Below are 14958 nucleotides of genomic sequence, written 5' to 3'. Positions count from 1 at the left end.
ATGTGAAACCATCAATAGTAAACAGAATAAAATCAAACTGGACGCTGAAACGTCTAGGTAAAGTGGCAATGACAGTGGCTTTCACACTTGTGATTGCCATTTTTCTTTTAGCCATGCTGGGAACGGTGGTTCAAGCTGCGGGCTTGGTAGATGATACGGTCAATGTGGCAAATGAATACAGCCGATACCCACTTGAAAACTATCAACTGGATTTTTATGTGGATAATAGCTGGGGCTGGCTTCCGTGGAACTGGTCGGACGGGATTGGAAAACAGGTCATGTATGGACTATATGCCATTACCAATTTTATTTGGACAATCAGTTTGTATGTTTCCAATGCGACAGGTTACTTAGTACAGGAAGCCTATTCCTTAGACTTCATTTCCGCTACAGCAGATTCCATTGGTAAGAATATGCAGACCTTAGCTGGTGTGAGTGCAAACGGATTTTCAACAGAGGGTTTCTATGTTGGATTCCTCTTACTCTTGATTTTGGTTCTTGGGGTTTATGTTGCCTATACGGGACTGATAAAGAGAGAAACCACAAAGGCAATTCATGCCATTATGAATTTTGTGCTGGTGTTTATCCTATCGGCTTCCTTTATTGCCTACGCTCCCGACTACATTAAAAAAATCAATGACTTTTCATCAGACATCAGTAATGCCAGTTTATCACTTGGCACGAAGATTGTCATGCCCCATTCCGATAGTCAAGGCAAGGACAGCGTGGACTTAATCAGAGATAGCCTGTTTTCCATACAGGTTCAGCAACCGTGGCTACTGCTTCAATACAACAGTTCAGACATTGAAAGTATCGGTATTGACCGTGTGGAAAGCCTGCTCTCCACCAGCCCAGATTCCAACAATGGCGAAGACAGAGAAAAAATTGTTGCGGAAGAAATTGAAGACAGAAGCAATACCAATCTAACCATTACAAAGACCATTAACCGTTTAGGTACAGTCTTCTTCCTATTTGTCTTCAATATTGGGATTTCCATATTTGTATTCCTATTAACAGGAATCATGATTTTCTCGCAGGTACTTTTTATCATCTATGCTATGTTTCTGCCTGTGAGCTTTATTTTAAGCATGATTCCATCATTTGATGGTATGTCAAAACGAGCCATAACAAAGCTCTTTAATACCATTTTGACACGAGCTGGAATCACATTGATTATTACGACAGCATTTAGTATTTCAACCATGCTCTATACCTTATCGGCTGGTTATCCGTTCTTTTTGATTGCTTTTCTACAGATTGTGACCTTTGCAGGAATCTACTTCAAGCTGGGCGATTTAATGAGTATGTTTTCTCTACAGAGTAACGATTCTCAAAGTGTGGGAAGTCGTGTGATGAGAAAACCTCGTATGCTTATGCACGCTCACATGCACCGTCTACAGCGGAAACTTGGACGTTCCATGACTACTCTAGGGGCTGGGTCTGCCATTGTTACAGGTAAAAAAGGACAGTCGGGTTCGGGGAGTTCTGCAAGGACACAAGCAGATCACTCCCGACCAGACGGAAAGGAAAAATCAACACTTGGAAAACGTATCGGTCAAACCATCGGTACAGTAGCTGATACCAAAGACAGAATGGTAGACACTGCTAGTGGTTTGAAAGAACAGGTTAAAGATTTGCCGACCAATGCAAGATATGCAGTATATCAAGGAAAATCCAAAGTAAAAGAGAATGTCCGTGATTTAACCAGTAGTATTTCTCAAACCAAAGCGGACAGAGCCAGTGGACGCAAGGAACAGCAGGAACAAAGGCGAAAAACCATTGCGAAGCGTCGCTCTGAAATGGAACAGGTCAAACAGAAAAAACAGCCTGCTTCTTCTGTTCATGAAAGACCGACTACAAGACAAGAACAATATCATGATGAACAGACCTCAAAACAGTCTAATATTCAGACTTCATATAAGGAATCTCAACAAGCCAAACAAGAGCGTCCAGCAGTTAAGTCCGATTTTTCAAGTCCAAAAGTGGAACGCCAAGGCAATACCGTTCAAGAAAAAACCGTTCAAAAGCCAGCAACTTCAACCACTACAGCAGATAGAACTTCACAACGTCCAATCACAAAAGAACGTCCGTCTACTGTTCAAAGAGTACCACTACAAAATACAAGAAGTAGACCACCAATCAAAACCGCCACCATTAAGAAAGTCGGTAAGAAACCATGAAGTTGAAAACTTTAGTGATTGGTGGTTCTGGATTATTCTTGATGGTCTTCTCACTGCTTCTGTTTGTTGCCATTTTATTTTCAGATGAACAGGACAGCGGAATTTCCAATATTCATTATGGAGGTGTGAATGTTTCCGCAGAAGTGCTGGCTCATAAGCCTATGGTAGAAAAATATGCCAAAGAATATGGCGTTGAAGAATATGTCAACATACTTCTTGCGATTATACAGGTGGAATCGGGCGGTACTGCGGAAGATGTTATGCAGTCCTCGGAATCCCTCGGTCTTCCACCTAATTCATTGAGTACAGAAGAATCCATTAAGCAAGGTGTGAAGTATTTCAGTGAATTATTAGCCAGTAGCGAAAGGCTCAGTGTAGATTTAGAATCGGTTATCCAGTCCTACAATTATGGTGGTGGTTTCTTAGGGTATGTGGCTAATCGTGGAAATAAATATACCTTTGAACTGGCTCAAAGTTTCTCAAAAGAGTATTCAGGTGGCGAAAAAGTGTCTTACCCCAATCCCATAGCCATACCTATCAATGGGGGCTGGCGATACAACTATGGCAATATGTTTTATGTGCAACTGGTAACGCAGTATCTTGTCACAACAGAGTTTGATGATGATACGGTACAAGCCATCATGGACGAAGCACTGAAATATGAGGGCTGGCGATACGTTTACGGTGGAGCTTCCCCGACTACTTCTTTTGATTGTAGCGGACTGACACAATGGACGTATGGAAAAGCTGGAATTAACTTACCACGAACCGCACAACAGCAATATGATGTGACCCAGCATATCCCACTATCGGAAGCACAAGCTGGCGATTTGGTTTTCTTTCATTCTACCTATAACGCTGGCTCTTATATTACTCATGTTGGGATATACCTTGGCAATAACCGTATGTTTCATGCAGGCGACCCAATCGGTTATGCCGACTTAACAAGCCCCTACTGGCAACAGCATTTAGTGGGAGCAGGACGAATCAAACAATGAGAAAGGAAGATTTAATGATGAAATTTAGAAAAAATCAGAATAAAGAAAAACAGATACCAAAGGAAAAGAAACCTCGTGTCTACTATAAGGTCAATCCTCATAAAAAGGTTGTGATTGCCTTGTGGGTACTTTTAGGGCTTAGTTTCAGCTTTGCGATATTCAAGCACTTTACAGCTATAGATACTCATACTATTCACGAAACAACTATCATAGAAAAGGAATACGTTGATACTCATCATGTAGAAAATTTTGTAGAGAACTTTGCGAAAGTCTACTATTCATGGGAGCAATCCGATAAGTCCATTGATAATCGAATGGAAAGTCTAAAAGGCTATCTGACAGATGAACTTCAAGCTCTCAATGTTGATACAGTACGCAAAGATATTCCTGTATCGTCTTCTGTAAGAGGATTTCAGATATGGACGGTAGAGCCAACTGGCGACAATGAGTTTAATGTAACCTACAGTGTAGACCAGCTCATTACAGAGGGAGAAAATACAAAGACCGTCCACTCTGCTTATATAGTGAGTGTCTATGTAGATGGTTCTGGAAATATGGTACTGGTTAAGAATCCGACCATTACCAACATACCTAAGAAATCAAGTTATAAACCAAAAGCCATTGAAAGTGAGGGGACGGTTGATTCCATTACAACCAATGAAATCAATGAGTTTTTAACGACGTTCTTCAAGCTCTATCCTACAGCGACAGCCAGTGAACTTTCCTACTATGTGAATGACGGGATATTAAAACCAATCGGAAAAGAGTACATCTTTCAAGAACTGGTAAATCCTATTCACAATCGTAAGGATAATCAAGTCACGGTATCGCTGACAGTGGAGTATATCGACCAGCAGACCAAAGCAACGCAGGTATCTCAATTTGATTTGGTACTTGAAAAGAACGGGAGTAATTGGAAGATTGTAAAATAACAAATATTGGTACATGATTACAGATACTTTGTAATCATGTACTCTTTTTGATAAAAAATTGGAGATTCCTTTACAAATATGCTCTTACGTGCTATAATTTAAGTGACTATTTAAAAGGAGTTAATAAATATGCGGCAAGGTATTCTTAAATAAACTGTCAATTTGATAGTGGGAACAAATAATTGGATGTCCTTTTTTAGGAGGGCTTAGTTTTTTGTACCCAGTTTAAGAATACCTTTATCATGTGATTCTAAAGTATCCAGAGAATATCTGTATGCTTTGTATACCTATGGTTATGCATAAAAATCCCAGTGATAAAAGTATTTATCACTGGGATTTTTATGCCCTTTTGGGTTTTTGAATGGAGGAAAATCACATGAAAATTATTAATATTGGAGTTTTAGCTCATGTTGATGCAGGAAAAACTACCTTAACAGAAAGCTTATTATATAACAGTGGAGCGATTACAGAATTAGGAAGCGTGGACAAAGGTACAACGAGGACGGATAATACGCTTTTAGAACGTCAGAGAGGAATTACAATTCAGACAGGAATAACCTCTTTTCAGTGGGAAAATACGAAGGTGAACATCATAGACACGCCAGGACATATGGATTTCTTAGCAGAAGTATATCGTTCATTATCAGTTTTAGATGGGGCAATTCTACTGATTTCTGCAAAAGATGGCGTACAAGCACAAACTCGTATATTATTTCATGCACTTAGGAAAATGGGGATTCCCACAATCTTTTTTATCAATAAGATTGACCAAAATGGAATTGATTTATCAACGGTTTATCAGGATATTAAAGAGAAACTTTCTGCCGAAATTGTAATCAAACAGAAGGTAGAACTGTATCCTAATATGTGTGTGACGAACTTTACCGAATCTGAACAATGGGATACGGTAATAGAGGGAAACGATGACCTTTTAGAGAAATATATGTCCGGTAAATCATTAGAAGCATTGGAACTCGAACAAGAGGAAAGCATAAGATTTCAGAATTGTTCTCTGTTCCCTCTTTATCATGGAAGTGCAAAAAGTAATATAGGGATTGATAACCTTATAGAAGTTATTACGAATAAATTTTATTCATCAACACATCGAGGTCCGTCTGAACTTTGCGGAATTGTTTTCAAAATTGAATATACAAAAAAAAGACAACGTCTTGCATATATACGCCTTTATAGTGGCGTACTGCATTTGCGAGATTCGGTTAGAATATCGGAAAAGGAAAAAATAAAAATTACAGAAATGTATACTTCAATAAATGGTGAATTATGTAAGATTGATAGAGCTTATTCTGGAGAAATTGTTATTTTGCAAAATGAGTTTTTGAAGTTAAATAGTGTTCTTGGAGATACAAAACTATTGCCACAGAGAAAAAAGATTGAAAATCCGCACCCTCTACTACAAACAACTGTTGAACCGAGTAAACCTGAACAGAGAGAAATGTTGCTTGATGCCCTTTTGGAAATCTCAGATAGTGATCCGCTTCTACGATATTACGTGGATTCTACGACACATGAAATTATACTTTCTTTCTTAGGGAAAGTACAAATGGAAGTGATTAGTGCACTGTTGCAAGAAAAGTATCATGTGGAGATAGAACTAAAAGAGCCTACAGTCATTTATATGGAGAGACCGTTAAAAAATGCAGAATATACCATTCACATCGAAGTGCCGCCAAATCCTTTCTGGGCTTCCATTGGTTTATCTGTATCACCGCTTCCGTTGGGAAGTGGAATGCAGTATGAGAGCTCGGTTTCTCTTGGATACTTAAATCAATCATTTCAAAATGCAGTTATGGAAGGGATACGCTATGGCTGTGAACAAGGATTGTATGGTTGGAATGTGACGGACTGTAAAATCTGTTTTAAGTATGGCTTATACTATAGCCCTGTTAGTACCCCAGCAGATTTTCGGATGCTTGCTCCTATTGTATTGGAACAAGTCTTAAAAAAAGCTGGAACAGAATTGTTAGAGCCATATCTTAGTTTTAAAATTTATGCGCCACAGGAATATCTTTCACGAGCATACAACGATGCTCCTAAATATTGTGCGAACATCGTAGACACTCAATTGAAAAATAATGAGGTCATTCTTAGTGGAGAAATCCCTGCTCGGTGTATTCAAGAATATCGTAGTGATTTAACTTTCTTTACAAATGGACGTAGTGTTTGTTTAACAGAGTTAAAAGGGTACCATGTTACTACCGGTGAACCTGTTTGCCAGCCCCGTCGTCCAAATAGTCGGATAGATAAAGTACGATATATGTTCAATAAAATAACTTAGTGTATTTTATGTTGTTATATAAATATGGTTTCTTGTTAAATAAGATGAAATATTTTTTAATAAAGATTTGAATTAAAGTGTAAAGGAGGAGATAGTTATTATAAACTACAAGTGGATATTGTGTCCTGTATGTGGAAATAAAACACGATTAAAGATAAGGGAAGATACTGAATTAAAAAAATTCCCCCTCTATTGTCCGAAATGCAGACAAGAAAATTTAATTGAAATAAAGCAGTTCAAAGTAACTGTGATTACAGAGCCAGACGCAAAGACGCAGAGCCGATAAAATGAGATTAATACAATCTCATTTTATCGGCTCTTTCCGTTATGTATGGATTCTTTTAATTAGTCTTCGATGTTTCTTGCTTCGTTGATACCGCTGGCTAAAGATTCCATTAAGGATAGTTCTTTGTCTGTAAAGCTATCCATGTATTTCTCTATCTGTAATCGTCGGGTGCTTTTTACCAAGTTATTAGCAGGTAAGAAAAATTCATCAACGGAAACATGAAGTAACGATACAAGGTCATAAAGAACTTGTATGCTGGGGTGTTGCCCTTTATTTTCAATATTAGTTAAGTACCGTGGGTCAATTTCAATCAATGCTCCCACTTGTTCACGAGTTAAACCTCGTTTCAATCGAGCTTCTTTAATGGCTAAACCAAAGGCTCTAAAATCATATTTATCTTCTTTTTTACGCATAGTAGACCACCTCTATACATTTTATTGTTCCTACTGAATTAAAAACAGGTATAGAAAAACGTGTTATATGGTTTATAGGTTTATATTTAATAAAAAGCACTACTAAACGCCAATAAAAAAAACCGTTATATGGTAGTGCTATTTACGCTGTTAAAATATTGTATATTACTTCCAAATGGCGGTTTGTTGGAGGTCAACGTCGCCATGAAGTACATCATATACAATAAATTTCCTTACATTGGGTTCTTGTCAAAAAAAGTCGTCTATCTGCAATAGATAAGTACGTCCACCAATGTGGTTTTATAAATCATATAGATAGAATAACAGAAGCATGTAAACAGAGAAATAAATCTGTTTATATGCTTTTTTGGCTATTCAGAACTTTTTTACAAAGTTTATTTATCAGTAATGCAACAAATCCCCCTTTCACATTGGGACTAAGAGTGAAAGGAGATAAACGAGCAAGGCTCACTTCCTTTCCTAGACAGAAAGGGGGTGAGAAACATGAAACCATCTTCTTTTCAGACCACAATAGAAAATCAGTTTGACTATATCTGTAAACGTGCTATGGAAGACGAGCGAAAGAATTATATGCTTTATCTTTCAAGGATTGCAAAGCGTGAGGTGTCCTTTTCGGATGTTGGCGATTATCTTGTTAGCCAGTTTGCGACAACAGATAACTATTCAACTGACTTTCAGATTTTTACACTCAATGGGTTATCAGTAGGCGTTGAAAATGATTTGTTGAGTGAAGCATTACGTGAGTTGCCAGACAAGAAACGTGAAATTCTACTGCTGTTTTACTTTATGGACATGAGCGATTCAGAAATTGCAGACCTGTTGAAATTGAACCGTTCTACTGTCTATCGGCATAGAACCAGTGGACTAGCCTTAATTAAAAAGTTTATGGAGGAATTTGAAGAATGAAAACACAATATCCTATGATTCCCTTTCCTCTCATTGTAAAGGCAACAGATGGCGATACCGAAGCGATTAACCAGATTCTACATCATTACAGAGGGTACATAACGAAGCGTTCCCTACGACTTATGAAAGATGAATATGGCAATCAAAGTATGGTCGTTGATGAAGTCTTACGTGGAAGAATGGAAACCAGACTGATTACAAAGATTTTGTCATTTGAAATTAAGTAATATCCTCTCTCCTTTCGTGGAAGCGTGCTAAACCATTCCACGCTTCCCGAACAGGGAGGTTTGTTATTCCACCAAAGCATATTGAGCTTTCAATGTGTTTTGATAGGCTAACGAGCCATTGTTCTTTGAAAACTGAATAAAAGTAATCGAATACGTTTCGATAAGAAAAGAGCCAACGGAACTAACCGCCATGACCTATCTTATAAAGATAGCGAGCGATTCATGTTAGTGATCCGAGAAGCAATCTTTAGCAGGATTGCCTGCAACGACATTCTTATCGTGATAATGATACTCCCATACAGTCAATAGTCCGAGCGTGATAAAACCGTCGCAGGCAATGAGTATGGCTACATGAGAACCATGCAGGGGTGGAACTCCCGTGAGCTTTGCTAAAGCTGTTCGATTGCTGGTAAAACAACTTTTATGAAATCCAAATAAGTGATTTGGAAAGGAGGATTTTATGAAGCAGACTGACATTCCTATTTGGGAACGTTATACCCTAACCATTGAAGAAGCGTCAAAATATTTTCGTATTGGCGAAAACAAGCTACGACGCTTGGCAGAGGAAAATAAAAATGCAAATTGGCTGATTATGAATGGCAATCGTATTCAGATTAAACGAAAACAATTTGAAAAAATTATAGATACATTGGACGCAATCTAGCGTCGCCAAAGGGTCTTGTATATGATAAAATAGTATTAAGTCGTATCAAGGCTCTTTCCATAAAGGAAAGGAGCAAATGCCATGTCAGAAAAAAGACGTGACAATAAAGGTCGAATCTTAAAGACTGGAGAGAGCCAACGAAAAGACGGAAGATACTTATACAAATATATAGATTCATTTGGAGAACCGCAATTTGTTTACTCGTGGAAACTTGTGGCTACAGACCGAGTACCAGCAGGAAAGCGTGATTGTATCTCACTTAGAGAGAAAATCGCAGAGTTACAGAAAGACATTCATGATGGTATTGATGTTGTAGGAAAGAAAATGACACTCTGCCAGCTTTACGCAAAACAGAACGCTCAAAGACCAAAGGTTAGAAAAAACACTGAAACTGGACGCAAATATCTTATGGATATTTTGAAGAAAGACAAGTTAGGTGTAAGAAGTATTGACAGTATTAAGCCATCAGACGCTAAAGAATGGGCTATTAGAATGAGTGAAAATGGTTATGCTTATCAAACCATCAATAACTACAAACGTTCTTTAAAGGCTTCATTCTATATTGCTATACAAGATGATTGTGTTCGGAAGAATCCATTTGACTTTCAACTGAAAGCAGTTCTTGATGATGATACTGTCCCTAAGACCGTACTAACAGAAGAACAGGAAGAAAAACTGTTAGCCTTTGCAAAAGCTGATAAAACCTACAGCAAAAATTATGATGAAATTCTGATACTCTTAAAAACAGGTCTTCGTATTTCAGAGTTTGGTGGTTTGACACTTCCAGATTTAGATTTTGAGAATCGTCTTGTCAATATAGACCATCAGCTATTGAGAGATACTGAAATTGGGTACTACATTGAAACACCAAAGACCAAAAGTGGCGAACGTCAAGTTCCTATGGTTGAAGAAGCCTATCAAGCATTTAAGCGAGTGTTAGCGAATCGAAAGAATGATAAGCGTGTTGAGATTGATGGATATAGTGATTTCCTCTTTCTTAATAGAAAGAACTATCCAAAAGTGGCAAGTGATTACAACGGCATGATGAAAGGTCTTGTTAAGAAATACAATAAGTATAACGAGGATAAATTGCCACACATCACTCCACATAGTTTGCGACATACATTCTGTACCAACTATGCAAATGCAGGAATGAATCCAAAGGCATTACAGTACATTATGGGACATGCTAATATAGCCATGACGCTGAACTATTACGCACATGCAACATTCGATTCTGCAATGGCAGAAATGAAACGCTTGAATAAAGAGAAGCAACAGGAGCGTCTTGTTGCTTAGTAGTACAAATGAATTTACTACTTATTTACCACTTCTGACAGCTAAGACATGAGGAAATATGCAAAGAAACGTGAAGTATCTTCCTACAGTAAAAATACTCGAAAGCACATAGAATAAGGCTTTACGAGCATTTAAGAAAATATAAAAAGATAATTAGAAATTTATACTTTGTTTATACAAAAAAGAGACAAAATAATTGACTCATCCTTTGGTTAGGAGTAAAATACGGCTAACCTAGGTTAATAATTTTTAGTATTTTTTGTCAAAATTTTCTGAATAATCCTCATTTAAATGTTGGAATATTTCTAAAAAAATGATAAAATAGGTCTTATAATAGATAAAAGGAGTTACTATCTTGGCTAAACAATACAAAAACTATGTCAATGGTGAGTGGAAAACATCTGAAAATTCAATTACTATCTACGCACCTGCAAACGGTGAGGAACTTGGGTCAGTTCCAGCTATGAGCCAAGCTGAAGTAGACGAAGTCTACGCAGCAGCTAAAGCAGCACTCCCAGCATGGCGTGCGCTTTCATATGCTGAACGTGCAGCTTATCTTCATAAAGCAGCTGATATCTTGGAACGTGATGCAGAAAAAATTGGACAAGTTCTTTCTAAAGAAATTTCAAAAGGTTTGAAATCTGCAATTGGTGAAGTTGTTCGTACTGCTGAAATTATCCACTATGCAGCTGAAGAAGGTTTGCGTTTAGAAGGTGAAGTACTTGAAGGTGGTGCTTTTGATGCTGGTAGCAAGAAAAAAATTGCTGTTGTTCGTCGCGAACCAGTAGGACTTGTCCTTGCTATCTCACCATTTAACTACCCAGTAAACTTGGCTGGTTCTAAAATTGCTCCTGCCTTGATCGCTGGTGACGTTGTTGCCTTCAAACCACCAACACAAGGTTCTATCTCAGGGCTTCTTTTGGTAGAAGCGTTCGTTGAAGCTGGTATCCCTGCTGGTGTCTTGAACTCTATCACAGGACGTGGTTCGGTTATTGGTGATTACATCGTTGAACACAAAGCAGTTGACTTTATCAACTTCACAGGTTCAACACCAGTTGGTGAAAACATCGGTCGTTTGGCAGCTATGCGTCCAATCATGCTTGAACTTGGTGGTAAAGATGCCGCTATCGTTCTTGAAGATGCTGATCTTGACTTGACTGCTAAAAACATTGTTGCTGGTGCCTTTGACTATTCAGGTCAACGTTGTACAGCTATCAAACGTGTCCTTGTAATGGATAGCGTTGCAGATGAGTTGGTAGAAAAAGTAACTGCTTTGGTAGGTAATATCACTGTTGGTATGCCTGAAGAAAGCGCAAGCGTTACACCACTTATCGATACAAAAGCAGCTGACTTCGTTCAAGGTTTGATTGATGATGCCGTTGAACAAGGTGCTACTGCTAAAACTGAATTGAAACGTGAAGGCAACCTTATCTACCCAGCTGTCTTTGACCATGTGACAACTGACATGCGTCTTGCTTGGGAAGAACCATTTGGTCCAGTATTGCCATTCATCCGTGTATCTTCAGTTGAAGAAGCAATCAAGATTTCTAACGAATCTGAATTTGGACTTCAAGGTGCTGTCTTCACACAAGACTACCCACGTGCATTCGCAATTGCTGAGCAACTTGAAGTTGGTACAGTTCACATCAACAATAAAACACAACGTGGTACAGATAACTTCCCATTCCTTGGTGTTAAAGGATCTGGTGCCGGAACTCAAGGTGTGAAATACTCTATCGAAGCTATGACTCGTGTGAAATCAACAGTATTTGATATTGCAAACCACTAAGCGTTAAGCCAGTCAATAATTGTAAAAAATAAAGAGGGCCTTAGTTATAAGGCTCTTTTTCTGTAAAAATTTGGTATAATAGAATAAAATTTTGAATAGAGTGAGTTTTCTGACAATGAATAAATCTTATTTTTATTTGGTGATGAAGACGCATGAGTTAGAAGTTCCTTACACTGGTAAACTTCGTCGTGTGCGTGTTCTTCTACCTAAAAATTATGAAACGGATACAGATCGTTCTTACCCTGTCGTGTATTTTCATGATGGTCAGAATGTTCTTTATAGTAAGGAGTCATTTTCTGGCTATTCTTGGAAGATTATCCCAACAATCAAGCGCAACCCTGATATTTCGCGTATGATTGTTGTAGCCATTGATAATGATGGTCCTGCCCGTATGAACGAGTATTCTGCATGGAAGTATCAAGAATCTAATATCCCAGGTGTGCAGTTTGGCGGTAAGGGCGTAGAGTATGCTGAGTTCATTATGGATGTGGTAAAACCCTTTATCGATAAGGAATACCGAACACTTTCAGACCGACAACATACTGCCATGATTGGATCTTCACTTGGTGGTAATATCACTCAGTTTATGGGGCTTGATTACAAGGATCAAATTGGCTGTTTAGGGGTATTTTCTTCAGCTAACTGGTTACATCAGGAGGCCTTTGATCGATATATATCCCGTCAAGATCTAGATGCTAATCAACGTGTCTATATCTATGTAGGCACAGAAGAAGCTGATGATACAGACAAAACTTTGATGGCTGGTAATATTAAGCAGGCTTATATTGATTCGTCTCTGAGATATTATCATGATTTGATTGATCGTGGGGTTGATTTGGAGAATATCAAGATTCACATTCAATCCGGAGCTGAACATAATGAGGAGGCCTGGGCAGAGAATCTACCTGACTGTCTTCGCTTTTTCGCTGAAAACTGGGAATAGTTATACTTGCCATAACTATTTAAATTGTAATAAAGGAAAAGGAATTAAAATATGAATACCGAACATCTTAGCCACTGGAGTGGTCAGCTTAATCGTGAAATGTATGTTAACCGTTACGGGCACGCTGGTATCCCTATTGTGGTTTTTGCCTCATCAGGTGGTAGCCATAACGAATACTATGACTTTGGTATGATTGATGCCTGTGCACGCTTTATTGAAGAAGGACGCTTACAATTTTTTACACTTTCAAGTGTAGATAGTGAAAGTTGGCTTTGCGATTGGAAAAATCCACACGATCGTGCTGAAATGCATCGTGCTTATGAACGTTATGTTATTGAAGAAGCTATTCCATTTATCAAACACAAAACTGGTTGGTTTGATCCAATGATGACAACAGGATGTTCAATGGGTGCTTACCATGCGCTTAATTTCTTCTTGCAACACCCTGATGTTTTCAATAAAGTAGTAGCTCTAAGTGGTGTCTACGATGCTCGTTTCTTTGTGGGTGAGTTTGGAGGGGATGAAGCTATTTACCAAAATTCCCCATCAGATTATATCTGGAACCAAAATGATGGTTGGTTTATCGACCGCTACCGTCAAGCTGAGATCATCGTATGTACAGGTCTTGGTGCTTGGGAACAAGATGGACTTCCATCTTACTATAAACTTAAGGAAGCTTTTGAACAAAAGAATATTCCAGCTTGGTTCTCTGAGTGGGGCCACGATGTTGCTCACGATTGGGAATGGTGGCGCAAACAAATGCCTTATTTCCTTGATAACATGAATCTATAATATCGTATCTAAGCTATCTAAATAACTATCAAAGAGGAATCACTAATGAATTATCTTGTTATTTCACCATACTATCCACAAAACTTCCAACAGTTTACAGTCGAACTTGCTAATAAGGGAATTACAGTTCTTGGTATTGGTCAAGAGCCTTATGAACAGCTGGATCAATCTTTGAAAGATGCTTTGACTGAGTACTTCCGTGTAGACAATTTGGAAAATTTAGATGAAGTTAAACGTGCGGTAGCCTTTCTTTTCTACAAACATGGTCCAATCGACCGTATCGAATCTCATAATGAATACTGGTTGGAATTGGATGCAGCTCTTCGTGAACAGTTTAATGTTTTTGGTGCAAAGCCAGAAGATCTTAAGAAGACCAAATTCAAGTCCGAAATGAAGAAACTTTTCCAAAAAGCTGGAGTGCCAGTTGTACCTGGTGCTGTCATTAAAACTAACGAAGATGTGGATAAAGCTGTGAAAGAAATCGGTCTTCCAATGATTGCTAAGCCAGATAATGGGGTTGGTGCAGCTGCAACCTTCAAACTTGAAACAGAAGATGATATCAATCATTTCAAGGCTGAATGGGACCGTGAAACCGTTTATTTCTTTGAAAAATTTGTAAATTCCAGTGAAATCTGTACTTTTGATGGTTTGGTTGATAGAAATGGTAATATCGTATTTTCAACTACCTTTGATTATGCTCACACTCCACTTGACTTGATGATTTACAAGATGGATAATTCTTACTATGTTCTTAAGGAAATGGATCCTAAATTGCGTAAGTATGGTGAAGCCATTGTCAAAGAATTTGGTATGAAGGAACGTTTCTTCCATATTGAATTTTTCCGTGATAGTGATGATTATATTGCTATTGAGTACAACAATCGACCAGCAGGTGGTTTCACGATTGATGTATATAACTATGCCCACTCTATCGATTTGTACAAGGGTTATGCAGATATCGTTTCTGGTGATCAATTCCCTGCATCTCCCTTTGAACCACTTTACTGCTTGGCGACTTCACGTCGTGCAAGTTCTCATTATGCTTATTCAGAAGAAGAACTTTTCGACAAGTATCGTAAACAACTCAAAGTTAAGAAAATCATGCCAGCTGCCTTTGCAGAGTTGCAAGGTGACTACCTCTATATGTTGACTACTCCAAGTCGTGAGGAAATGGAACAAATGATTGAGGACTTTGGTAAAAAAGCTTAATCT

15 protein-coding genes and 1 pseudogene are annotated in these 14958 nt (G+C 38.2%); 14 read left to right on the top strand and 2 right to left on the bottom strand.

Going from position 1 to position 14958, the window contains the following annotated elements; translation table 11 throughout:
- The first annotated feature begins 2 nt into the window (after positions 1-2).
- The 6 genes and pseudogenes from RDY04_RS07090 (at position 3) to RDY04_RS07065 (ending at position 6692) form a co-directional block, all read left to right on the top strand.
- A complete protein-coding gene (locus tag RDY04_RS07090; RefSeq protein WP_000804748.1) occupies positions 3-2180 on the top strand; it encodes a CD3337/EF1877 family mobilome membrane protein in 2178 nt (725 codons plus the stop codon).
- Entirely contained in the window at positions 2177-3178 is a 1002-nt protein-coding gene (locus RDY04_RS07085) for a lysozyme family protein (protein ID WP_000769868.1), read from the top strand. Before RDY04_RS07090 ends, RDY04_RS07085 begins: the two co-directional genes overlap by 4 nt.
- On the top strand, positions 3175-4110 hold the full coding sequence (locus RDY04_RS07080) for a conjugal transfer protein (protein WP_001863540.1): 936 nt from the start codon (positions 3175-3177) through the stop codon (positions 4108-4110). Before RDY04_RS07085 ends, RDY04_RS07080 begins: the two co-directional genes overlap by 4 nt.
- Before the next feature lie 313 nt (positions 4111-4423).
- A pseudogene (locus tag RDY04_RS09630) lies at positions 4424-4471 on the top strand (hypothetical protein); the annotation flags it as partial.
- A 15-nt stretch (positions 4472-4486) separates the two neighbouring features.
- Positions 4487-6406: a tetracycline resistance ribosomal protection protein Tet(M) gene (tet(M), locus tag RDY04_RS07070; RefSeq protein WP_303951150.1), complete on the top strand. Its 1920-nt coding sequence runs from the start codon at positions 4487-4489 to the stop codon at positions 6404-6406.
- 118 nt (positions 6407-6524) lie between these two features.
- Positions 6525-6692, top strand: coding sequence for a cysteine-rich KTR domain-containing protein (locus RDY04_RS07065; protein ID WP_000336323.1), 168 nt, complete (start codon positions 6525-6527; stop codon positions 6690-6692).
- 59 nt (positions 6693-6751) lie between these two features.
- Here the strand turns inward: RDY04_RS07065 and RDY04_RS07060 are convergent, their stop codons facing one another.
- Positions 6752-7105, bottom strand: a complete 354-nt coding sequence (locus tag RDY04_RS07060) for a helix-turn-helix transcriptional regulator (RefSeq protein ID WP_001227347.1) — start codon at positions 7103-7105, stop codon at positions 6752-6754.
- A 504-nt stretch (positions 7106-7609) separates the two neighbouring features.
- Between RDY04_RS07060 and RDY04_RS07055 the strand changes: the two genes are divergently transcribed.
- Positions 7610-8032 (top strand): sigma-70 family RNA polymerase sigma factor, encoded by a 423-nt coding sequence (locus tag RDY04_RS07055; RefSeq protein ID WP_000804885.1) that lies wholly within the window; start codon positions 7610-7612, stop codon positions 8030-8032.
- Positions 8029-8259, top strand: coding sequence for a helix-turn-helix domain-containing protein (locus RDY04_RS07050; protein ID WP_000857133.1), 231 nt, complete (start codon positions 8029-8031; stop codon positions 8257-8259). Before RDY04_RS07055 ends, RDY04_RS07050 begins: the two co-directional genes overlap by 4 nt.
- Positions 8260-8484: 225 nt before the next feature.
- Here RDY04_RS07050 and RDY04_RS07045 read toward each other — a convergent pair whose 3' ends face one another.
- Positions 8485-8736 carry a hypothetical protein gene (locus RDY04_RS07045; protein WP_001845478.1) on the bottom strand — a complete coding sequence of 84 codons (252 nt, stop codon included), beginning with the start codon at positions 8734-8736 and terminating at the stop codon, positions 8485-8487.
- Between RDY04_RS07045 and RDY04_RS07040 the strand changes: the two genes are divergently transcribed.
- From RDY04_RS07040 to RDY04_RS07015, 6 genes are all read left to right on the top strand, one after another.
- A complete protein-coding gene (locus tag RDY04_RS07040) occupies positions 8720-8923 on the top strand; it encodes an excisionase (protein WP_000814511.1) in 204 nt (67 codons plus the stop codon). The two genes, RDY04_RS07045 and RDY04_RS07040, sit on opposite strands and share 17 nt — an antisense overlap.
- 81 nt (positions 8924-9004) lie before the next feature.
- Complete coding sequence (locus RDY04_RS07035; RefSeq protein ID WP_001291561.1) at positions 9005-10222, top strand: tyrosine-type recombinase/integrase; 1218 nt, start codon at positions 9005-9007, stop codon at positions 10220-10222.
- A gap of 355 nt (positions 10223-10577) precedes the next feature.
- Complete coding sequence (locus RDY04_RS07030; RefSeq protein WP_295495503.1) at positions 10578-12011, top strand: NADP-dependent glyceraldehyde-3-phosphate dehydrogenase; 1434 nt, start codon at positions 10578-10580, stop codon at positions 12009-12011.
- Between the two features lie 115 nt (positions 12012-12126).
- A complete protein-coding gene (locus RDY04_RS07025; protein ID WP_303951154.1) occupies positions 12127-12954 on the top strand; it encodes an alpha/beta hydrolase in 828 nt (275 codons plus the stop codon).
- Positions 12955-13005: 51 nt separating this feature from the next.
- Positions 13006-13746 (top strand): esterase family protein, encoded by a 741-nt coding sequence (locus RDY04_RS07020; RefSeq protein WP_303951156.1) that lies wholly within the window; start codon positions 13006-13008, stop codon positions 13744-13746.
- A gap of 45 nt (positions 13747-13791) precedes the next feature.
- Complete coding sequence (locus RDY04_RS07015; RefSeq protein ID WP_303951158.1) at positions 13792-14955, top strand: acetyl-CoA carboxylase biotin carboxylase subunit family protein; 1164 nt, start codon at positions 13792-13794, stop codon at positions 14953-14955.
- Positions 14956-14958 lie beyond the last annotated feature (3 nt).

Source organism: uncultured Streptococcus sp., assembly GCF_902463925.1.
GTDB lineage: Bacteria > Bacillota > Bacilli > Lactobacillales > Streptococcaceae > Streptococcus.
Note: the sequence above shows the minus strand (reverse complement) of the source record. Positions and strands in the feature narration are given on the sequence as shown.

What these genes read in the sequence shown, in the direction of transcription:
- RDY04_RS07085 (WP_000769868.1), top strand. Translation starts at nt 2,177, where the DNA reads ATGAAGTTGAAAACTTTAGTGATTGGTGGTTCTGGATTATTCTTGATG.
- RDY04_RS07080 (WP_001863540.1), top strand. Translation starts at nt 3,175, where the DNA reads ATGAGAAAGGAAGATTTAATGATGAAATTTAGAAAAAATCAGAATAAA.
- RDY04_RS07060 (WP_001227347.1), bottom strand. Translation starts at nt 7,105, where the DNA reads ATGCGTAAAAAAGAAGATAAATATGATTTTAGAGCCTTTGGTTTAGCC.
- RDY04_RS07055 (WP_000804885.1), top strand. Translation starts at nt 7,610, where the DNA reads ATGAAACCATCTTCTTTTCAGACCACAATAGAAAATCAGTTTGACTAT.
- RDY04_RS07050 (WP_000857133.1), top strand. Translation starts at nt 8,029, where the DNA reads ATGAAAACACAATATCCTATGATTCCCTTTCCTCTCATTGTAAAGGCA.
- RDY04_RS07040 (WP_000814511.1), top strand. Translation starts at nt 8,720, where the DNA reads ATGAAGCAGACTGACATTCCTATTTGGGAACGTTATACCCTAACCATT.
- RDY04_RS07045 (WP_001845478.1), bottom strand. Translation starts at nt 8,736, where the DNA reads ATGTCAGTCTGCTTCATAAAATCCTCCTTTCCAAATCACTTATTTGGA.
- RDY04_RS07035 (WP_001291561.1), top strand. Translation starts at nt 9,005, where the DNA reads ATGTCAGAAAAAAGACGTGACAATAAAGGTCGAATCTTAAAGACTGGA.
- RDY04_RS07025 (WP_303951154.1), top strand. Translation starts at nt 12,127, where the DNA reads ATGAATAAATCTTATTTTTATTTGGTGATGAAGACGCATGAGTTAGAA.
- RDY04_RS07020 (WP_303951156.1), top strand. Translation starts at nt 13,006, where the DNA reads ATGAATACCGAACATCTTAGCCACTGGAGTGGTCAGCTTAATCGTGAA.
- RDY04_RS07015 (WP_303951158.1), top strand. Translation starts at nt 13,792, where the DNA reads ATGAATTATCTTGTTATTTCACCATACTATCCACAAAACTTCCAACAG.